General features: G+C 50.8%; 18 protein-coding genes and 1 pseudogene. 12 read left to right on the plus strand and 7 right to left on the minus strand.

Going from position 1 to position 19964, the window contains the following annotated elements:
* Positions 1 to 18 precede the first annotated feature (18 nt).
* The 6 genes from hcp to ACJHYD_RS13305 all read left to right on the plus strand — a co-directional run bounded on the left by hcp (position 19) and on the right by ACJHYD_RS13305 (position 8093).
* Complete coding sequence (hcp, locus tag ACJHYD_RS13280) at positions 19 to 1671, plus strand: hydroxylamine reductase (RefSeq protein WP_000458817.1); 1653 nt, start codon at positions 19 to 21, stop codon at positions 1669 to 1671.
* Positions 1672 to 1682: 11 nt separating this feature from the next.
* A complete protein-coding gene (hcr, locus tag ACJHYD_RS13285) occupies positions 1683 to 2651 on the plus strand; it encodes an NADH oxidoreductase (protein WP_109553713.1) in 969 nt (322 codons plus the stop codon).
* A gap of 132 nt (positions 2652 to 2783) precedes the next feature.
* Positions 2784 to 4502 (plus strand): ubiquinone-dependent pyruvate dehydrogenase, encoded by a 1719-nt coding sequence (gene poxB, locus ACJHYD_RS13290; RefSeq protein WP_000815339.1) that lies wholly within the window; start codon positions 2784 to 2786, stop codon positions 4500 to 4502.
* A 36-nt stretch (positions 4503 to 4538) separates the two neighbouring features.
* Positions 4539 to 5540, plus strand: coding sequence for a low-specificity L-threonine aldolase (gene ltaE, locus ACJHYD_RS13295; protein WP_000566382.1), 1002 nt, complete (start codon positions 4539 to 4541; stop codon positions 5538 to 5540).
* Between the two features lie 10 nt (positions 5541 to 5550).
* A complete protein-coding gene (locus ACJHYD_RS13300) occupies positions 5551 to 6981 on the plus strand; it encodes an SDR family oxidoreductase (RefSeq protein ID WP_001136535.1) in 1431 nt (476 codons plus the stop codon).
* Positions 6982 to 7079: 98 nt separating this feature from the next.
* Positions 7080 to 8093 (plus strand): NAD-dependent epimerase/dehydratase family protein, encoded by a 1014-nt coding sequence (locus ACJHYD_RS13305; protein WP_001550895.1) that lies wholly within the window; start codon positions 7080 to 7082, stop codon positions 8091 to 8093.
* On the opposite strand, the gene amiD is transcribed toward ACJHYD_RS13305, so the two are convergent.
* From amiD to ACJHYD_RS13320, 3 genes and pseudogenes are all read right to left on the minus strand, one after another.
* A complete protein-coding gene (amiD, locus tag ACJHYD_RS13310; protein WP_001550894.1) occupies positions 8090 to 8920 on the minus strand; it encodes an N-acetylmuramoyl-L-alanine amidase AmiD in 831 nt (276 codons plus the stop codon). The two genes, ACJHYD_RS13305 and amiD, sit on opposite strands and share 4 nt — an antisense overlap.
* The gene (locus ACJHYD_RS13315; protein WP_001160731.1) at positions 8917 to 9240 is read right to left on the minus strand and encodes a heavy metal-binding domain-containing protein; all 324 of its coding nucleotides are present in this window, start codon (positions 9238 to 9240) and stop codon (positions 8917 to 8919) included. The genes amiD and ACJHYD_RS13315 overlap by 4 nt, the downstream gene beginning before the upstream one ends.
* Positions 9241 to 10014: 774 nt before the next feature.
* Positions 10015 to 11253: pseudogene (locus ACJHYD_RS13320) on the minus strand (pentapeptide repeat-containing protein); the annotation flags it as partial.
* Between the two features lie 614 nt (positions 11254 to 11867).
* Between ACJHYD_RS13320 and ACJHYD_RS13325 the strand changes: the two are divergent.
* From ACJHYD_RS13325 to artJ, 6 genes are all read left to right on the plus strand, one after another.
* The gene (locus ACJHYD_RS13325; RefSeq protein ID WP_001550893.1) at positions 11868 to 12383 is read left to right on the plus strand and encodes a lipoprotein; all 516 of its coding nucleotides are present in this window, start codon (positions 11868 to 11870) and stop codon (positions 12381 to 12383) included.
* A 217-nt stretch (positions 12384 to 12600) separates the two neighbouring features.
* Positions 12601 to 13329, plus strand: coding sequence for an arginine ABC transporter ATP-binding protein ArtP (artP, locus tag ACJHYD_RS13330; protein WP_000027205.1), 729 nt, complete (start codon positions 12601 to 12603; stop codon positions 13327 to 13329).
* 17 nt (positions 13330 to 13346) lie between these two features.
* On the plus strand, positions 13347 to 14078 hold the full coding sequence (artI, locus tag ACJHYD_RS13335) for an arginine ABC transporter substrate-binding protein ArtI (RefSeq protein ID WP_000756575.1): 732 nt from the start codon (positions 13347 to 13349) through the stop codon (positions 14076 to 14078).
* Positions 14079 to 14084: 6 nt separating this feature from the next.
* Positions 14085 to 14801, plus strand: a complete 717-nt coding sequence (artQ, locus tag ACJHYD_RS13340) for an arginine ABC transporter permease ArtQ (protein WP_001001687.1) — start codon at positions 14085 to 14087, stop codon at positions 14799 to 14801.
* On the plus strand, positions 14801 to 15469 hold the full coding sequence (gene artM, locus ACJHYD_RS13345) for an arginine ABC transporter permease ArtM (protein WP_000464488.1): 669 nt from the start codon (positions 14801 to 14803) through the stop codon (positions 15467 to 15469). The genes artQ and artM overlap by 1 nt, the downstream gene beginning before the upstream one ends.
* Positions 15470 to 15694: 225 nt before the next feature.
* Positions 15695 to 16426: an arginine ABC transporter substrate-binding protein ArtJ gene (artJ, locus tag ACJHYD_RS13350; protein WP_001550892.1), complete on the plus strand. Its 732-nt coding sequence runs from the start codon at positions 15695 to 15697 to the stop codon at positions 16424 to 16426.
* A gap of 28 nt (positions 16427 to 16454) precedes the next feature.
* Here artJ and rlmC read toward each other — a convergent pair whose 3' ends face one another.
* Genes rlmC through potH form a run of 4 tightly spaced genes read right to left on the minus strand, consistent with a single transcriptional unit; the run spans position 16455 to position 19957 of the window.
* Positions 16455 to 17582 (minus strand): 23S rRNA (uracil(747)-C(5))-methyltransferase RlmC, encoded by a 1128-nt coding sequence (rlmC, locus tag ACJHYD_RS13355; protein ID WP_001149712.1) that lies wholly within the window; start codon positions 17580 to 17582, stop codon positions 16455 to 16457.
* A gap of 40 nt (positions 17583 to 17622) precedes the next feature.
* Positions 17623 to 18111, minus strand: coding sequence for a YbjO family protein (locus ACJHYD_RS13360; protein ID WP_000389258.1), 489 nt, complete (start codon positions 18109 to 18111; stop codon positions 17623 to 17625).
* Between the two features lie 59 nt (positions 18112 to 18170).
* Positions 18171 to 19016, minus strand: a complete 846-nt coding sequence (potI, locus tag ACJHYD_RS13365; protein WP_001061658.1) for a putrescine ABC transporter permease PotI — start codon at positions 19014 to 19016, stop codon at positions 18171 to 18173.
* Positions 19013 to 19957 carry a putrescine ABC transporter permease PotH gene (potH, locus tag ACJHYD_RS13370; RefSeq protein WP_000105416.1) on the minus strand — a complete coding sequence of 315 codons (945 nt, stop codon included), beginning with the start codon at positions 19955 to 19957 and terminating at the stop codon, positions 19013 to 19015. The genes potI and potH overlap by 4 nt, the downstream gene beginning before the upstream one ends.
* Between the last annotated feature and the right edge of the window lie 7 nt (positions 19958 to 19964).

The raw sequence follows: 19964 nt of genomic DNA on the forward strand, positions 1-19964 counted from the left end.
ACTTTAAAAGGTGTGATCATGTTTTGTGTGCAATGTGAACAAACTATCCGTACTCCGGCAGGAAACGGCTGCTCATACGCGCAGGGGATGTGTGGTAAAACGGCGGAAACCTCTGACCTTCAGGATTTACTCATCGCGGCGCTGCAAGGGCTTTCGGCCTGGGCGGTAAAAGCGCGTGAATACGGCATCATCAACCACGATGTAGACAGCTTTGCGCCACGCGCATTTTTCTCAACCCTGACCAACGTTAACTTCGATTCTCCGCGTATAGTCGGCTACGCTCGTGAAGCGATTGCCCTGCGCGAGGCGCTGAAAGCACAATGCCTGGCTGTAGATGCCAACGCCCGCGTCGATAACCCGATGGCTGACCTGCAACTGGTGAGCGATGATCTCGGCGAGCTGCAACGTCAGGCAGCAGAATTTACCCCTAACAAAGATAAAGCGGCGATTGGCGAAAACATTCTCGGCCTGCGTCTGCTGTGCCTGTATGGCCTGAAAGGTGCGGCGGCCTATATGGAACACGCGCATGTTCTCGGTCAATACGACAACGATATTTACGCCCAGTACCATAAAATCATGGCGTGGCTGGGAACCTGGCCTGCCGATATGAACGCGCTTCTTGAGTGTTCAATGGAAATCGGCCAGATGAACTTCAAAGTGATGAGCATTCTGGACGCAGGCGAAACCGGTAAATACGGTCACCCGACCCCAACCCAGGTCAACGTCAAAGCGACGGCAGGTAAATGCATTCTGATTTCCGGTCACGATCTCAAAGATCTCTACAACCTGCTGGAACAGACCGAAGGCACGGGCGTTAATGTCTACACCCACGGCGAAATGCTGCCTGCGCATGGCTACCCGGAGCTGCGTAAATTCAAGCATCTGGTCGGTAACTACGGCAGCGGCTGGCAGAATCAGCAAGTGGAGTTCGCTCGTTTCCCTGGCCCCATCGTGATGACCTCGAACTGCATCATCGACCCAACCGTAGGCGCTTATGACGATCGTATCTGGACCCGCAGCATCGTTGGCTGGCCGGGTGTGCGTCATCTGGATGGCGAAGATTTCTCTGCGGTCATCGCCCAGGCGCAACAAATGGCGGGCTTCCCGTACAGCGAAATTCCGCACCTGATCACCGTGGGCTTTGGTCGCCAGACACTGCTTGGCGCAGCGGATACGCTGATTGATCTGGTAAGTCGTGAAAAACTGCGTCATATCTTCCTGCTTGGCGGCTGTGACGGCGCACGCGGCGAGCGTCACTACTTCACCGATTTCGCCACCAGCGTGCCGGATGACTGTCTGATCCTGACTCTCGCCTGTGGTAAATATCGCTTTAACAAACTCGAGTTTGGCGATATCGAAGGTCTGCCGCGTCTGGTAGATGCTGGTCAGTGTAACGATGCTTACTCAGCGATTATTCTGGCGGTAACGCTGGCAGAGAAACTGGGCTGCGGAGTCAACGATCTGCCGCTGTCGCTGGTGCTCTCGTGGTTTGAACAGAAAGCGATTGTCATTCTGCTGACACTGCTTTCTCTGGGTGTGAAAAATATCGTCACCGGCCCGACTGCACCTGGTTTCCTGACACCAGACCTGCTGGCGGTGCTGAACGAGAAATTCGGCCTGCGTTCTATCACCACTGTTGAAGAAGACATGAAGCAACTGTTGAGCGCGTAAGGAGTTTGTCGATGACGATGCCAACGAATCAATGCCCGTGGCGGATGCAGGTTCATCACATTAAGCAAGAAACGCCGGATGTGTGGACGATTTCCCTGATTTGCCACGATTACTACCCATATCGCGCCGGGCAATATGCACTGGTCAGCGTGCGTAACTCAGCCGAAACGCTGCGTGCTTACACCATTTCCTCCACGCCAGGCGTGAGTGAATACATCACCCTGACTGTGCGGCGGATTGATGACGGTGTCGGCTCCCAGTGGCTGACGCGCGATGTAAAACGCGGTGATTATCTCTGGCTTTCGGACGCGATGGGGGAATTTACCTGCGACGATAAAGCAGAAGATAAATTCCTGTTGCTGGCGGCAGGCTGCGGCGTCACGCCGATTATGTCGATGCGTCGCTGGCTGGCGAAGAACCGTCCGCAGGCCGATGTGCAGGTGATCTACAACGTGCGTTCGCCGCAGGATGTTATTTTCGCCGATGAGTGGCGTAACTATCCGGTGACGCTGGTGGCAGAAAATAACGTTACCGAAGGCTTTATCGCTGGTCGTCTCACTCGCGAACTGCTGTCTCGCGTTCCTGACTTAGCTTCACGTACCGTGATGACCTGCGGCCCGGCTCCGTATATGGATTGGGTAGAGCAGGAAGTGAAAGCGCTCGGCGTGACGCGTTTCTTTAAAGAGAAATTCTTCACCCCAGTAGCGGAAGCGGCGACCAGCGGTCTGAAATTCACCAAACTGCAACCGGCACGAGAATTTTACGCCCCGGTTGGCACCACGCTACTGGAGGCGCTGGAAAGCAATAACGTTCCGGTTGTCGCTGCCTGCCGTGCGGGTGTTTGCGGCTGCTGTAAGACGAAAGTGGTTTCCGGTGAATATACGGTGAGCAGCACAATGACGCTGACCGACGCCGAAATCGCTGAAGGTTACGTGCTGGCCTGCTCCTGCCATCCGCAGGGAGATTTGGTTCTCGCATAATCGCCTTATGCCCGATGATATTCCTTTCATCGGGCTATTTAACCGTTAGTGCCTCCTTTTTCTCCCATCCCTTCCCCCTCCGTCAGATGAACTAAACTTGTAACCGTTATCACATTCAGGAGATGGAGAACCATGAAACAAACGGTTGCAGCTTATATCGCCAAAACACTCGAATCGGCAGGCGTGAAACGCATCTGGGGAGTCACGGGCGACTCTCTGAACGGTCTTAGCGACAGTCTTAATCGCATGGGCACCATCGAGTGGATGTCCACCCGCCATGAAGAAGTGGCGGCCTTTGCCGCTGGTGCTGAAGCACAACTTTCAGGAGAACTGGCGGTCTGTGCCGGATCGTGCGGCCCCGGCAACCTGCACTTAATCAACGGCCTGTTCGATTGCCACCGCAATCACGTTCCGGTACTGGCGATTGCCGCTCATATTCCCTCCAGCGAAATTGGCAGCGGCTATTTCCAGGAAACCCACCCACAAGAGTTATTCCGCGAATGTAGTCACTATTGCGAGCTGGTTTCCAGCCCGGAGCAAATCCCACAAGTGCTGGCGATTGCCATGCGCAAAGCGGTGCTAAACCGTGGCGTTTCCGTTGTCGTGTTACCGGGCGACGTGGCGTTAAAACCTGCGCCAGAAGGGGCAACCTCGCACTGGTATCATGCGCCACAGCCAGTCGTGACGCCGGAAGAAGAAGAGTTACGCAAACTGGCGCAACTGCTGCGTTATTCCAGCAATATCGCTCTGATGTGTGGCAGCGGCTGCGCGGGGGCGCATAAAGAGTTAGTTGAGTTTGCCGGGAAAATTAAAGCGCCTATTGTTCATGCCCTGCGCGGTAAAGAACATGTCGAATACGATAATCCGTATGATGTCGGAATGACGGGATTAATTGGCTTCTCGTCAGGTTTCCATACCATGATGAACGCCGACACGTTAGTGCTACTCGGTACTCAGTTCCCCTACCGCGCCTTCTACCCGACCGATGCCAAAATCATTCAGATTGATATCAACCCAGCCAGCATCGGCGCTCACAGCAAGGTGGATATGGCACTGGTCGGCGATATCAAGTCAACTCTGCGTGCATTGCTGCCATTGGTGGAAGAAAAAGCCGATCGCAAGTTTCTGGATAAAGCGCTGGAAGATTACCGCGACGCCCGCAAAGGGCTGGACGATTTAGCTAAACCGAGCGAGAAAGCCATTCACCCGCAATATCTGGCGCAGCAAATTAGTCATTTTGCCGCCGATGACGCCATCTTTACCTGTGACGTTGGTACGCCAACGGTGTGGGCGGCACGTTATCTGAAAATGAACGGCAAGCGTCGTCTCTTAGGTTCGTTTAACCACGGTTCGATGGCTAACGCCATGCCGCAGGCGCTGGGTGCTCAGGCAACCGAGCCGGAACGTCAGGTGGTCGCCATGTGCGGCGATGGCGGTTTTAGCATGTTGATGGGCGATTTCCTCTCAGTAGTGCAGATGAAACTGCCGGTGAAAATTATCGTCTTTAATAACAGCGTGCTGGGCTTTGTGGCGATGGAGATGAAAGCTGGTGGCTATTTGACTGACGGCACCGAACTACATGACACCAACTTTGCCCGCATTGCCGAAGCGTGCGGAATTACGGGTATTCGCGTGGAAAAAGCCTCTGAAGTCGATGAAGCCCTGCAACGCGCCTTTTCCATCGACGGTCCGGTGCTGGTGGATGTGGTGGTCGCCAAAGAAGAATTAGCCATTCCACCGCAGATCAAACTCGAACAGGCCAAAGGTTTTAGCCTGTATATGTTGCGCGCAATCATCAGCGGACGCGGTGATGAAGTGATCGAACTGGCGAAAACAAACTGGCTAAGGTAAAAAGGGTGGCATTTCCCGTCATAATAAGGACATGCCATGATTGATTTACGCAGTGATACCGTTACCCGACCGAGCCGCGCCATGCTCGAAGCGATGATGGCCGCCCCGGTTGGGGACGACGTTTACGGAGACGACCCTACCGTTAATGCTCTGCAGGACTATGCAGCAGAGCTTTCCGGTAAAGAAGCCGCCATTTTTCTGCCTACCGGCACTCAGGCCAACCTGGTCGCTCTGCTCAGTCACTGTGAACGCGGCGAAGAGTATATTGTCGGTCAGGCCGCGCATAACTATCTGTTTGAAGCCGGTGGCGCGGCGGTGCTGGGCAGTATTCAACCGCAACCCATCGACGCGGCTGCCGACGGCACGCTACCGCTGGATAAAGTGGCGATGAAAATCAAACCCGACGATATCCATTTCGCCCGCACCAAATTACTCAGTCTGGAAAACACCCACAACGGCAAAGTGCTGCCGCGGGAATACCTGAAAGAAGCATGGGAATTTACTCGCGAGCGCAATCTGGCGCTGCATGTTGACGGTGCGCGCATCTTTAATGCCGTGGTGGCTTACGGCTGCGAACTGAAAGAGATCACGCAATATTGTGATTCGTTCACCATTTGCCTGTCGAAAGGACTTGGGACGCCAGTCGGCTCGTTACTGGTCGGTAATCGTGATTACATTAAACGTGCCATCCGCTGGCGGAAAATGACCGGTGGCGGGATGCGCCAGTCCGGCATTCTGGCTGCCGCCGGGATGTATGCCCTGAAAAATAACGTCGCGCGCTTACAGGAAGACCACGACAACGCCGCCTGGATGGCGGAGCAGTTGCGTGAAGCAGGCGCGGATGTGATGCGTCAGGACACCAATATGCTGTTTGTTCGCGTCGGGGAAGAAAATGCTGCCGCGTTAGGCGAATACATGAAAGCGAGAAACGTGCTGATTAACGCCTCGCCGATTGTCCGCCTGGTGACGCATCTCGACGTCTCGCGCGAGCAACTGGCTGAAGTCGCCGCCCACTGGCGCGCATTCCTGGCGCGTTAAGGAGGGAGACGTGCCGCAACGCATTTTAGTTCTCGGTGCCAGTGGCTACATTGGTCAGCATCTGGTGCGAACACTCAGCCAGCAGGGGCATCAGATCCTGGCGGCGGCACGTCATGTCGACAGGCTTGCAAAGCTGCAACTGGCAAATGTCAGTTGCCATAAAGTCGATCTCAGCTGGCCGGATAACCTTCCGGCCCTGTTGCAGGATATCGATACGGTCTATTTTCTGGTGCACAGCATGGGCGAAGGCGGCGATTTTATCGCTCAGGAGCGCCAGGTGGCTCTCAACGTCCGCGATGCGCTACGTGAAGTCCCAGTTAAGCAATTAATCTTTCTCAGTTCGTTGCAGGCCCCGCCACATGAGCAATCGGACCATCTGCGTGCCCGTCAGGCTACGGCGGATATTCTTCGTGAAGCGGGTGTCCCGGTGACCGAATTGCGTGCCGGAATAATCGTTGGTGCAGGTTCAGCGGCGTTCGAAGTCATGCGCGATATGGTCTACAACCTGCCAGTCTTAACGCCGCCACGCTGGGTACGTTCACGCACCACGCCCATCGCGCTGGAAAACTTGCTGCACTATCTGGTGGCGCTGTTAGATCATCCGGCCTGCGAACATCGCATCTTCGAAGCCGCCGGACCAGAAGTGCTCAGTTATCAGCAACAGTTTGAACATTTTATGGCGGTGAGCGGTAAGCGTCGCTGGTTGATCCCCATCCCTCTCCCCACCCGCTGGATTTCGGTGTGGTTTCTCAATGTGATTACTTCCGTACCACCCACCACCGCCAGGGCGTTGATTCAGGGGCTGAAACACGATCTGCTGGCGGATGACACCGAGCTACGTGCGCTCATCCCACAACGGCTGATCGCTTTCGATGACGCGGTACGTCGCACCCTGAAAGAGGAAGAAAAGCTGGTCAACTCCAGCGACTGGGGCTACGACGCTCAGGCCTTTGCCCGCTGGCGACCGGAGTACGGTTATTTCGCCAAACAGGCGGGGTTTACCGTTAAAACGTCCGCCAGCCTTGCGGCTTTATGGCAGGTGGTGAATCAAATCGGCGGTAAAGAGCGTTATTTCTTTGGCAATATTTTGTGGCAAACCCGGGCGTTGATGGACCGCGCGATCGGTCATAAGCTGGCGAAAGGCCGCCCGGAGCGTGAATATTTGCAGACCGGCGATGCGGTGGATAGCTGGAAAGTGATTGTCGTTGAACCGGAAAAACAACTTACGCTGTTATTTGGCATGAAAGCGCCGGGGCTGGGACGACTGTGTTTTACCCTGGAAGATAAAGGCGACTATCGTACTATCGATGTTCGCGCATTCTGGCATCCGCACGGTATGCCGGGGCTGTTTTACTGGTTATTGATGATCCCCGCGCATCTGTTTATTTTTCGCGGAATGGCAAAACGAATCGCCAGACTGGCAGAACAAAGCACAGATTAATCGACAAAACCTGCGTTATTCTTTCATGTTTCCCATTGCATCATGGGGGAAATCACGGAAGAATGCGCACGTCATTTTCTCAACAACAGTGGATTGATATGAAGGTACTGGTTACCGGCGCCACCAGCGGCTTAGGTCGAAACGCGGTAGAGTTTTTATGCCAGAAAGGCATCAGCGTGCGAGCGACCGGTCGCAACGAGGCAATGGGTAAATTGCTGGAAAAAATGGGCGCAGAGTTTGTTCCGGCGGATCTGACCGAGCTGGTCTCATCACAAGCTAAAGTGATGCTCGCGGGCATTGATACGCTGTGGCACTGCTCCAGCTTTACCTCGCCCTGGGGGACACAACAGGCTTTCGATCTGGCTAACGTTCGCGCCACTCGCCGCCTGGGTGAATGGGCTGTCGCCTGGGGTGTGCGTAACTTTATTCATATCTCTTCCCCCTCCCTGTACTTCGATTATCACCACCATCGCGATATTAAAGAAGATTTTCGCCCTCACCGCTTTGCCAACGAGTTTGCCCGCAGCAAAGCAGCCAGCGAAGAAGTGATCAATATGCTTTCGCAGGCGAATCCACAAACGCGCTTTACTATTCTGCGCCCACAAAGTCTGTTCGGACCGCACGATAAAGTCTTTATCCCCCGTCTGGCGCATATGATGCACCACTACGGCAGCATTCTGTTACCGCACGGCGGCAGTGCGCTGGTCGATATGACCTACTATGAAAATGCCGTGCACGCCATGTGGCTGGCAAGCCAGGAAGCCTGCGATAAGCTACCTTCCGGGCGTGTGTACAACATCACCAACGGCGAGCATCGCACACTGCGCAGCATCGTGCAGAAGCTGATCGACGAGTTGAATATTGACTGTCGTATTCGTTCCGTCCCCTACCCGATGCTGGATATGATCGCCCGCAGCATGGAGCGTTTAGGCCGCAAGTCAGCAAAAGAGCCGTCGCTGACCCACTACGGCGTCTCCAAGTTGAATTTTGACTTTACGCTGGATATTACGCGTGCGCAGGAAGAGTTAGGTTATCAACCAGTCCTCACCCTGGATGAAGGTATCGAGAAAACTGCCGCCTGGCTACGCGACCACGGAAAACTGCCGCGCTAATCCTGCCCGTATTTCTCCAGCAACGCTTCGGCAATCGCCTGAGTTTCTGCATCCGCTTCGCCGTTGTATAACGTCGGGCGGAAATGCATCTGGAACGCCATAATCACGCGCCGCTGCTCGCGCGGTGTCATATCAGGTTTAACGTCATAACCGTAGCGCGCCAAAAGCTCCAGCAATGATGCGGTATCTACCGGTGTGTGCGGCGCGCGCCCGGCAAGGTAAAAGTTCACCCGTTGCGCATCCGGCCAGGCACCAATCCCCTGCTGCGCCAGTTGTTGCCAGGGGAATAACGGCCCCGGATCGTCTTTGCGCTGCGGCGCAATATCCGCATGCGCCACTACGTTTTCCGGCTTGATGTGATAACGGGCAATAATATCTTTCGCCAGCGGAATAAGCGCCTGAATCTGTGCCTGTTCAAACGGGGCAAAATATTTCACTCCGGATGATTTCTGCCAGCCACGGTTTTCCAGCTCAATGCCAATAGAGGTGTCGTTAAGGCGCGTTGCCCCGCGCCAGGCGCTAATCCCCGCATGCCAGGCCAGCTCCTGTTCCGGCACCAGTTGCCAGATGCGCGGTTTACCGTTGTATCGCGGTGGCACAGCAGGCACCAGATAATGCGAACTGACCTGCTTATCGGTCAGTGTCGCCAGCGAGCTATCAAAATCATCTGCGGTGTAGTGGATAACCAGCACTTTAATGCGCGGATACGCCGCCTGCGCCTGGCGTCGGGTATCAAGCTGATATCCCTCTTTCTCGACAATGCCCTTTTCGCCGGCACACCCTGCCAGTAACAGAGCGGCGGCGACCAGCCAGAAGACTCTTCTCATCGACGCGTTTTCACCGCCGTACCGCTGACGCTAACCATCAGCATACTGCCATTTTGCCCGACCGTTTCGTAGTCGATATCAATACCGACTACGGCATCAGCCCCCAGCGCCCGGGCCTGATCGCCGAGCTCCTCAAAGGCAATCTCCCGCGCTTTACGCAATTCTTTTTCATAAGCCCCGGAGCGTCCGCCAACGATATCGCGGATACCGGCAAAGAAATCACGGAAAATATTGGCACCTAAAATCGCTTCGCCGGTCACCACACCGCAATATTCGACGATGGTCTGGCCTTCCAGAGTTGGGGTTGTAGAAAATTGCATGATCGATCTCCTTGTTTGTTAAGCCTTCGATCTCTAAAGCATTATCGGACTGATATGCCATGTTGGGAAGAAGGTTTTGATCAGTTTAGGAAATCATCTCATTGTGTCAAAAACAGGTACATAAGCCTGTACAATTATCCGTTGCATAACCCGATATTAGTTTTATTATGGAGCACCGCTTACCTGTCGTATTATGTAGTACCAGCAACATTAATGAGTGGGAAGAGTCAACTTATATTGTAAATGATTCCTAAAGTCTTCCCCATCTTGCGCCTGAGGTATATATCTCTGGATTGCTTTTTGGTCAGCCGCCGCAAAACAAGAAAGTAATAAGATCTCAATACTTTTGTCATTAATATAAGCGAAGATCATTCTTGCAAATTCGTATATAAACGCCCGATCCTGAGCGCTTAATAGTTTAATACAATATTTATTTTTAAGAGAATAAAGTATTTCAAGGAAAGCATCCGCAGCAACCTTCACGTTATTCCCGGCGCTCATATTATATATATCCCTTGCACAGATAGAGTACAGAGATAGTAAACAGCCATACAAATAATCATTTATTAACTCTTTTGTCCATTTTACTGGCAACCATGGTTTTATCTTGACACCATGCATACTACAGTCATGAAAAAGACATTTGCTGAAATTAACTCTTATCATATCAACATTAAAAAAATGGCAATTAATAAATTTTAAAGAATGAGTATTCACATTGTTAATTTTAACAGTTCTAAACGAAACGTTTTTGAATACATTGTTTACTATATTGCTATTTGTTATTTTAACATCACCTAAACTGCCGTTTTCAAAACAACATTTTTTCAATATGCTTTCATTCACAACAGTGTGTGATAAATAGAGATTACTTATGTTTTGCTTTATTAATGCCACGTCATTAAAATGACTATATTTAATAAAGCAACCATCATTGAGTAGTGTTTTAAGATTGACTAAATTAGTTGCATCTTCACGTACCATCGTGGCAACTGGAACAGGCAACGACATGAAAACTTCTTCATTCACCATCAAGTGGATCATGCATTGCGTTCCCTTTGTCATATCCACACTTACGCTACAAATATCGTTGTAATGCGAAGAGTGCATTTCAGGAAACAAATTAAACACGGTATCTTGAAAGGCACTAAATCGTGTTAATAAATCCTGATAATGAACAGGTTTTGTTTCAAAATTATCATCAGCAAATCCAAGCACTATTGCATGCTCTACATCTAACGCAGTTTCAAATGACTCTTCTTCTGTAAAATCATTATTTAAAACCTCACCTGACGTATTATCACTGTCATAAAAAGTGCTCATCAATGCGATATTGTTTGTTACAGCGTCTTTTGCGATATTCTCACTAATTGCATATCGCCTGCTATAATCATAAAAATGAATAAACGCATCCTTTATAAAGGATATATATTGCTCTTTGTTAAAGTCAATACGACTGTATAATTTTTCAAAAATCACATTCGCAATCTTACTACCCATAGTATGCCTGTATAATAATGGGTGCGATTCAATCGTAAAATACTTGTCTAATTGATGTTGTAATTTATTCTCATAGTCCAGTGGGAAAAGAAATTTTTGTCTTTCAAGTTTCCCATTCGATATATTACGTATTCCAATGGTAATTCTTTCATTACCCACTTTTATTTCAACTTCGTTATCTTCTGATTTGCCAAGATATTTTTTAACATCAATCTCGAAAGCATTACTAAAAAATATATTAAATTGATAATTCGCTGATGGAATATTTTCCGCTAGCAACTCATCATTTTTTATGAGATCACTATCAGCATTTATTGCTAATATCAGATGCAAGTAGATGGTGTCCCATGTAGACAACTCACCCTTACGACTGGAATTTAATATCGCGAAAAATTCCCTCAGTGAATCGAGGAAATTATCACTTTGATTCAGTTGTGTGCCTGGAAATGATGATGCTTGATCAGATATATTGTTTATCATATTAAAAATCACCCAAGGGAAAAGATATTCCACTGAACTCCTCGTGCTTTATTATTATAAAAGCACAACGCATTTATACTCATATTAATTAACGAAACACTGATACAGCTTGATTTATTCTTCGCTCAAACTCATTAGCTTAAATTCTTTACCCACAACTGTAGCATATATAATATTATCAAAAGTCAAAGCTGGGACTATCAAATTTCGCTCATTTTCAAAAATACAATGTAATTTTAGCAATCATCTTAATCGCAGGATCTCTTATTACATGTGAAAAATTCTGTAATGATTAGACAATAACCGCGTTCATTTATCACGCGTTATAAATGTGAAACTGGCTTCTTGCAGATGCTCTTAACCTCTACAGGAGGATTTATCCCGCCATTTCAGAACTATCATATTTACCTTAAATGATCATTTCAGCCATATAACACGCTCAACCTCACAAATGGTTTACACTGTCTATTGTTTGGGTAATTTAAGTAAGTCAGCTACGAGCAACCTTGAGTGGGTAGCCAGCAATGGACTCAAACCTAATCAGGTGTTCAGATTGTTTCAGAATTGTACTAAAAACAATGTATTAAATAATCTGATAGTGTTTGGTCGTAGTGTGACACAGACAGCAAGCTAATAAGGAAATGATTATGCGCTACCGTTCACTATCTCTACTTATTCCATGTGCACTGCTGCTGAGTGCCTGTACCACCGTCACGCCAGCTTATAAAGATAACGGCCCCCGCACCGGTTCCTGTGTCCAGGGTGGCCCTGACAGCGTGGCTCAACAATTCTATGACTACCGCATTCAACATCGCAGCAATGACATTACCGCCCTGCGCCCCTATTTGAGTGACAAACTGGCAACCCTACTTAGCGATGCCAGCCGCGATAATAGTCATCGTGAATTGTTAAGCAGCGATCCGTTCTCCAGTCGAACCACCTTGCCAGACAGCGCCCACGTTGCCAGTGCATCGACTATCCCTAATCGTGATGCCCGTAACATTCCATTGCGCGTGGATCTCGAACAGGGTGACCAGGGATGGCAGGATGAAGTGTTAATGATTCAGGAAGGCCAGTGTTGGGTCATCGACGATGTGCGCTACTTAGGCGGTAGCGTTCACGCCACAGCGGGTACGCTCCGTCAGTCCATCGAGAATCGCTAAAGCCTTGATCAACCAATAAACCCCGTAAATTGTCCGGCATTTCGTGAGGAATGCCGACATTTATGCTCGCCGACCACCGCCCCCGTTATTTTGTGCTATGTTTATTGAATAATGCGCTTTGCTTTTAACTTTTAAAGCAGAAATATTGCATAATTATTCTGTCAAAGGTACTATCTTCGACCTCAATAGCTATCAGACTGCCAGTATACGAGTGTCAATGAGTATTCAATTAAACGGCATTAATTGCTTCTACGGCGCGCATCAGGCGCTGTTCGATATCACGCTGGATTGCCCACAGGGCGAAACGCTGGTGTTACTTGGCCCCAGCGGCGCGGGTAAAAGCTCGCTGCTGCGTGTACTCAATCTGCTTGAGATGCCGCGCTCCGGTACGCTCAACATTGCAGGCAACCATTTCGATTTCACCAAAACACCCTCTGACAAAGCGATTCGCGATTTGCGTCGTAACGTTGGCATGGTGTTTCAGCAATACAACCTGTGGCCGCATCTGACCGTGCAGCAAAACCTGATTGAAGCGCCCTGCCGTGTACTGGGGTTGAGCAAAGATCAGGCGCTGGCCCGTGCAGAAAAACTGCTGGAACGTCTGCGTCTCAAACCTTATAGCGATCGTTACCCGCTGCATCTTTCTGGTGGTCAGCAGCAGCGTGTTGCTATTGCCCGTGCGTTGATGATGGAACCGCAGGTACTGCTGTTCGATGAACCGACCGCCGCACTGGACCCGGAAATTACGGCACAAATCGTCAGCATCATTCGTGAGTTGGCAGAAACGAATATTACCCAGGTGATCGTCACCCACGAAGTTGAAGTGGCGCGTAAAACCGCCAGCCGAGTGGTGTATATGGAAAACGGTCATATCGTAGAACAAGGCGACGCGAGCTGCTTTACCGAGCCGCAAACCGAAGCATTTAAAAACTATCTCTCTCACTAATATTCGGGATAACAACAATGAAAAAAGTTCTGATTGCCGCGTTAATTGCAGGTTTTAGTCTTTCCGCCACAGCTGCCGAAACTATTCGTTTTGCTACCGAAGCCTCCTATCCTCCGTTTGAATCGATTGATGCAAACAACCAGATCGTTGGTTTTGACGTCGACCTGGCACAGGCACTGTGTAAAGAGATTGATGCAACCTGTACTTTCTCTAACCAGGCGTTTGACAGCCTGATCCCAAGCCTGAAATTCCGTCGCGTAGAAGCAGTGATGGCGGGCATGGATATCACTCCGGAGCGTGAAAAGCAGGTGCTGTTTACCACCCCTTACTATGACAACTCTGCCCTGTTTGTGGGTCAGCAAGGCAAATACACCAGTGTTGATCAGCTGAAAGGCAAAAAAGTCGGCGTTCAGAACGGGACGACACACCAGAAGTTCATTATGGATAAGCACCCGGAAATCACCACCGTTCCGTATGACAGCTACCAGAACGCAAAACTGGATCTGCAAAATGGTCGTATCGACAGCGTATTTGGTGACACCGCAGTGGTAACCGAATGGCTGAAAGACAACCCGAAACTGGCGGCAGTGGGCGATAAAGTGACCGATAAAGATTATTTCGGTACTGGCCTCGGCATCGCGGTACGTCAGGGCAACACTGAACTGCAGCAGAAACTCAACACTGCGCTGGAAAAAGTGAAGAAAGATGGCACTTACGAAACCATCTACAACAAATGGTTCCAGAAGTAATTCCTGATGAATGAATTTTTTCCTTTAGCAAGCGCCGCCGGGATGACCGTCGGCCTTGCCGTTTGTGCATTGATTGTCGGGCTGGCGCTGGCGATGTTCTTTGCGGTATGGGAGTCTGCAAAATGGCGTCCTGTCGCGTGGGCAGGTTCAGCGCTGGTAACCATTCTGCGTGGCCTGCCAGAAATTCTGGTGGTGCTGTTTATCTATTTTGGCTCCTCGCAGCTGCTGCTGACGCTTTCGGATGGTTTCACTATCAATCTTGGGTTCGTGCAGATCCCGGTGCAGATGGACATTGAGAACTTCGACGTTAGCCCGTTCCTTTGTGGTGTCATCGCTCTGTCGCTGCTGTATGCCGCCTATGCCTCGCAAACGCTGCGCGGCGCGTTGAAAGCGGTGCCGATGGGTCAGTGGGAATCCGGCCAGGCGCTGGGGCTGTCGAAATCGGCTATCTTTTTCCGTCTGGTGATGCCGCAGATGTGGCGTCATGCGCTGCCTGGTCTCGGTAACCAGTGGCTGGTGCTGCTGAAAGATACCGCGCTGGTCAGTTTGATTAGTGTGAATGATTTAATGCTACAAACCAAAAGCATCGCTACCCGTACCCAGGAACCATTTACCTGGTACATTGTGGCGGCGGCGATTTACCTGGTGATCACCCTGCTCAGTCAGTACATTCTCAAACGCATTGACCTGCGCGCGACACGTTTTGAGCGGAGGCCTGGCTAATGTTTGAGTATTTACCCGAACTGATGAAAGGGCTGCACACCAGCCTGACGCTAACCGTTGCCTCGCTGATTGTGGCACTGATTCTGGCATTGATTTTTACCATCATCCTGACGCTGAAAACGCCGGTACTGGTGTGGCTGGTGCGGGGTTATATTACGCTGTTTACCGGTACGCCGCTGCTGGTGCAGATTTTCCTGATTTATTACGGGCCGGGCCAGTTCCCGACGTTGCAGGAGTATCCGGCACTGTGGCATTTGCTGTCAGAACCGTGGCTGTGTGCGCTGATTGCGTTGTCGCTGAACAGTGCAGCGTATACCACGCAGCTGTTTTACGGTGCCATTCGTGCGATCCCGGAAGGTCAGTGGCAGTCCTGTAGCGCCCTGGGAATGAGCAAAAAAGATACGCTGGCGATCCTGCTGCCGTATGCCTTTAAACGCTCGCTCTCTTCTTATTCCAACGAAGTGGTGCTGGTGTTCAAAAGTACCTCTCTGGCTTACACCATTACGCTGATGGAAGTGATGGGATACAGCCAGTTGTTGTACGGACGCACCTACGATGTCATGGTGTTCGGTGCGGCAGGGATTATTTACCTGGCCGTCAACGGCCTGCTGACGCTGATGATGCGTCTGATCGAGCGCAAAGCACTGGCATTCGAACGGCGGAATTAATGTGGCTGCGTGCTGATGCCGGATGCGGCGTGAACGCCTTATCCGGCCTACATAGTGCATAAATTCTTATAATGAAGACGGACAACCCACTAAGTTGTCCGTCTTTTTTTATTCCATGTAAATTATTTAATCATATTTATTGCATATAAATTCACTTGATGGCATTGTTATCCCATGCCGCAGACACGGCCAAAAATCATAAGATTGACAGACGGGAGTTCCATCATGAAAAAGTTAGTTCTTGCCGCTTTACTTGCTTCCTTTACTTTCGGTGCTTCTGCCGCAGAGAAAATCAATTTTGGCGTTTCAGCCACCTATCCACCCTTTGAATCTATAGGTGCTAATAATGAGATTGTCGGCTTTGATATCGATCTGGCAAAAGCCTTGTGCAAACAAATGCAGGCAGAATGTACTTTTACGAATCACGCGTTCGACAGCCTGATCCCGTCACTGAAATTCAGAAAATATGACGCCGTAATCTCCGGTATGGATATCACCCCGGAGCGTAGCAAACAGGTATCGTTTACCACGCCCTACTATGAAAACTCAGCCGTCGTGATTGCCAAAAAAGATACCTACAAAACGTTTGCCGATCTGAAAGGCAAACGTATTGGGATGGAAAACGGCACCACGCACCAGAAATATATTCAGGAGCAGCACCCGGAAGTGAAAACTGTCTCCTATGACAGTTATCAGAATGCCTTTATCGACCTGAAAAATGGTCGTATTGATGGGGTATTTGGTGACACAGCGGTGGTAAACGAATGGCTGAAAACCAATCCACAACTGGGCGTTGCGACTGAGAAAGTGACAGATCCGCAGTACTTCGGCACCGGCCTGGGTATCGCTGTACGTCCGGATAACAAAGCTCTGCTGGAGAAACTGAATAACGCGCTGGCGGCAATTAAAGCTGACGGTACATATCAGAAAATCAATGACCAGTGGTTCCCACAGTAAGATTCAGAAAGCCGCACCTGCGGCTTTTTTATTGCTTCGCCAGCAGCGTCAGCACTTCATAGTGCGCGGTGTGCGGGAACATATCAAAAAGCTGTACCCGTTCAATACGGTAACCTGGCAGTTCGCGGATATCTTTCGCCATGGTTTGGGCGTTACAGCTGGAGTAGATAATAAAACGCGGTGCCATCGTTGAGAGATAATCACACAGCGGTTTACCAATGCCACGTCGCGGCGGGTTAACCAGCACCAGCTCAGGCACTTCCCCCTGGGCGGTGGCAAACTGAGTGGAGTCCAGCGCCTGAAATTGCAAACGCGTTAAGCCCAGTTCAGCGGCTGACTGCTTCGCACAGGCAATGGCCTCTGGTGCAATTTCGATCCCGGTTAACTGCATGTCAGGCGTCGCGCAGTGTAAACCAAAGCCCCCCACGCCACAGAACAGATCCCACATATGTTTAACTGGCAGCTGCCGTACCCAGTCGCGCGCGGTAGCGTACAGCTGGCTGGCGACCGCCGGATTAGTCTGGAAGAAACTTTGCGGACGGATCCACAGCGGTACGTCATTAAAACGCTCTGCCAGCGCCTGTTGTTCAGTCAGGTAGATCTCCGTCTCCCCTTCCATAATCGCCATATGTACCGGCTGAATATTGACGGTAATAACTTTCAGCTGCGGTAGTTGTTCCTGTAACCACGGCAGCGCCTTACGCAGTTGCGCCAGCTTGGTATCAGAACGCAGTACAAAGCGCAGCATCATGCCGCCATCGCTCTGGCTTTCAGTCAGCAGAATGTATTTCAGTTCGCCACGCTTACGCGCCACGTTGTAGGGCGTTAACCCCGCTCGGGCGATAAACGGTTTTAGCGCCGCAAAAACGGGCGCAAATGAGGCAGGATAAAGCGGGCAGTCACAAAGGTCTTCCGGTGTGCCGTCTCGATGCAGCATACCGAGCAGTGGTTTTTCAACGCTACCACTCACCACCATTTTGGCTTTATTACGAAACCCTTGTTCCGGGCCTGACACTGGCGCACACCATTCCTCAACCGGAAAGTCGGCGAGCAGATTTTTAAGATCGGCGGTTTTAGCGGAGAGTTGCTCTGGAATCGGCTGCGTTATCCACTGACAGGAACGACAGCGACCCGCGTCGTAAAGTGCGCACTGCATACATTGACCTTCACATCATCAGGGGCGACGATTATACACATTATTGCAACTGGAAGAACCGCCGACTGGTCGAGGGAACGAACAGTAGCAACAGGATGAGCATATCCGGCAACTTCTGCAGCATCAGGCTATGGAAGATTTCACGTTTTGATTCACCGGGAATGCTGAACAGCTCCGGATAACCATACCCCAGCGAAGCTGCCCACAAGTAACTTGCGGCTGTGATTTGTGTCAACAGATACAGCCAGCGCGCCCAGCGACGCCCTTTAACCAGCGAAAACGCACACCAGATCTCAATGAAAACCAGCACCAGACTGCTCAAAAAGACCAGCGTTAAACTCCAGGTTTGTACGCTGCGATGAATGAACTCGCCAATACCGCGCACGCCCAGCGTATTGAAAATCATCAGCACGTCGAGGCCACGGATCATAATAATGGCGAGCGCCGCCACCTGCACCAGCGCAGGCACATTCAGGCGAGCATGAGATGAAGATGTTTTCTTAAAAAATCCCAACGTTTCGTCTTCCATGAAAACAATGCCGCGACATGCGCGGCATTATGTAGCCAGGTTGGCAAATTTTAGTGTCTTCAGCCACGTCTTGCACGCTGGATGTCGCGTATCCGCTGTTTTTCTGCGCGCGCCATCAGATACCAGGCGATAAATCCGACAATTCCGACCGCGCCGAGGATCAATGTTGCCAGGGCGTTGATTTCCGGATTCACCCCCATCCGCACGCTGGAAAAGACCAGCATCGGTAACGTGGTGGCTCCCGGCCCGGAAACAAAGCTGGCGATCACCAGATCATCAAGCGACAAAGTAAAAGCCAGTAACCAGCCAGAAATGATCGCGGGCATGATCATCGGTAGCGTAATGACGAAAAACACTTTCAACGGCGTCGCACCGAGATCCATCGCTGCTTCTTCTATCGAGCGATCCAGTTCCCGCAGACGCGACGAAATAACGACTGCCACATAAGCCGTACAGAAAGTGACATGCGCCAGCCAGATGGTGAGCATACCGCGGTCCGCAGGCCAGCCAATGGCATGAGCAAGCGCGACGAATAACAACAATAGCGACAAGCCCGTGATGACATCTGGCATCACCAGCGGCGCGGTGATCATAAAGGCAAAACCATTTGATCCGCGAAACCTGCCAAAGCGCACCAGCACGACCGCCGCAATCGTCCCGAGGATCGCCGCCGCCGTCGCCGCACAGGCCGCAATTGTCAGGCTTAAACCAACCGCACTCATCATTGCGTCATCGCGCAATAACTCACCATACCAGCGTGTTGACCAGCCGGCCCACACCGTCACCAGCTTCGAGCTGTTGAATGAATAGATCACCAGCATCAGCATTGGCGCGTAGAGAAAGGTGAAGCCCAGCAGCAAAATCACAATCCGCCAGGGCGAACGAACTACCGGTAAATTATTCATCCGTGTTCTCCCACGCTTTTTTGCTGATGCTTGTGGAACCACATTATCGGCACAATTAGCAGCAGCAACATGATGATCGCTACCGCCGAGGCCACCGGCCAGTCGCGGTTGTTAAAGAACTCCTGCCACAGCACGCGCCCGATCATGATGCTGTCCGGGCCACCGAGCAGTTCAGGGATCACAAACTCGCCCACAGCCGGGATAAACACCAGCATCGATCCGGCAATAATCCCGCCTTTGGTCAGCGGCACGATCACAGTAAAGAACGTTTTCAGCGGTCGTGCACCGAGATCCAGTGCCGCTTCCACCAGCGAATAATCAATACGAATCAAGGCGGTGTAGATCGGCAGAACCATAAACGGCACGTAGGCATAAACAATGCCGATATAAACGGCCAGATTGGTATGCAGAATGGTCAGCGGCTGGTCGATAACCCCCAGCCACAGCAGAAAATTATTCAGCACGCCGTTATTTTTTAATATTCCCATCCAGGCATAAACGCGAATCAGAAACGAGGTCCACGACGGCAGGATCACCAGTAGCAATAAGATATTACGGGTCGAAGGCTTACTGTGCGCCACCGCCCACGCCAGCGGATAGCCGATCAGTAAACAGCAAATAGTCGAAATCGCCGCCACCTGTAGCGACTGGAGATAAGCATCGAAATAGAGCGGATCGTCGGTCAGTTGCAGGAAATTACCGAGATTAAGAGTGATGGAAAGTTGCCCGTCAGCCCACTCCATCAGTTCGGTATAAGGTGGAATGGCGCGCGCCATCTCCGCCAGGCTTATTTTAAAGACAATCAGAAATGGCAGCAGAAACAGCAGGATTAGCCAGATATACGGCAGCGCAATCACCAGTTTGCGCCCATGCTTCATTTGCAACTGCGACAGCCACAGCTTAAAGGGTTTTGGCTGGGCAGCAGGTTCAAGTGTACTCATCTTTGCT

The sequence above is a fragment of the Escherichia sp. WS1368 genome (genome assembly GCF_046487485.1).
Classification (GTDB): domain Bacteria; phylum Pseudomonadota; class Gammaproteobacteria; order Enterobacterales; family Enterobacteriaceae; genus Escherichia; species Escherichia coli.

What these genes read in the sequence shown, in the direction of transcription:
- hcp (WP_000458817.1), top strand. Translation starts at nt 19, where the DNA reads ATGTTTTGTGTGCAATGTGAACAAACTATCCGTACTCCGGCAGGAAAC.
- hcr (WP_109553713.1), top strand. Translation starts at nt 1,683, where the DNA reads ATGACGATGCCAACGAATCAATGCCCGTGGCGGATGCAGGTTCATCAC.
- poxB (WP_000815339.1), top strand. Translation starts at nt 2,784, where the DNA reads ATGAAACAAACGGTTGCAGCTTATATCGCCAAAACACTCGAATCGGCA.
- ltaE (WP_000566382.1), top strand. Translation starts at nt 4,539, where the DNA reads ATGATTGATTTACGCAGTGATACCGTTACCCGACCGAGCCGCGCCATG.
- ACJHYD_RS13305 (WP_001550895.1), top strand. Translation starts at nt 7,080, where the DNA reads ATGAAGGTACTGGTTACCGGCGCCACCAGCGGCTTAGGTCGAAACGCG.
- amiD (WP_001550894.1), bottom strand. Translation starts at nt 8,920, where the DNA reads ATGAGAAGAGTCTTCTGGCTGGTCGCCGCCGCTCTGTTACTGGCAGGG.
- ACJHYD_RS13315 (WP_001160731.1), bottom strand. Translation starts at nt 9,240, where the DNA reads ATGCAATTTTCTACAACCCCAACTCTGGAAGGCCAGACCATCGTCGAA.
- ACJHYD_RS13325 (WP_001550893.1), top strand. Translation starts at nt 11,868, where the DNA reads ATGCGCTACCGTTCACTATCTCTACTTATTCCATGTGCACTGCTGCTG.
- artP (WP_000027205.1), top strand. Translation starts at nt 12,601, where the DNA reads ATGAGTATTCAATTAAACGGCATTAATTGCTTCTACGGCGCGCATCAG.
- artI (WP_000756575.1), top strand. Translation starts at nt 13,347, where the DNA reads ATGAAAAAAGTTCTGATTGCCGCGTTAATTGCAGGTTTTAGTCTTTCC.
- artQ (WP_001001687.1), top strand. Translation starts at nt 14,085, where the DNA reads ATGAATGAATTTTTTCCTTTAGCAAGCGCCGCCGGGATGACCGTCGGC.
- artM (WP_000464488.1), top strand. Translation starts at nt 14,801, where the DNA reads ATGTTTGAGTATTTACCCGAACTGATGAAAGGGCTGCACACCAGCCTG.
- artJ (WP_001550892.1), top strand. Translation starts at nt 15,695, where the DNA reads ATGAAAAAGTTAGTTCTTGCCGCTTTACTTGCTTCCTTTACTTTCGGT.
- rlmC (WP_001149712.1), bottom strand. Translation starts at nt 17,582, where the DNA reads ATGCAGTGCGCACTTTACGACGCGGGTCGCTGTCGTTCCTGTCAGTGG.
- ACJHYD_RS13360 (WP_000389258.1), bottom strand. Translation starts at nt 18,111, where the DNA reads ATGGAAGACGAAACGTTGGGATTTTTTAAGAAAACATCTTCATCTCAT.
- potI (WP_001061658.1), bottom strand. Translation starts at nt 19,016, where the DNA reads ATGAATAATTTACCGGTAGTTCGTTCGCCCTGGCGGATTGTGATTTTG.
- potH (WP_000105416.1), bottom strand. Translation starts at nt 19,957, where the DNA reads ATGAGTACACTTGAACCTGCTGCCCAGCCAAAACCCTTTAAGCTGTGG.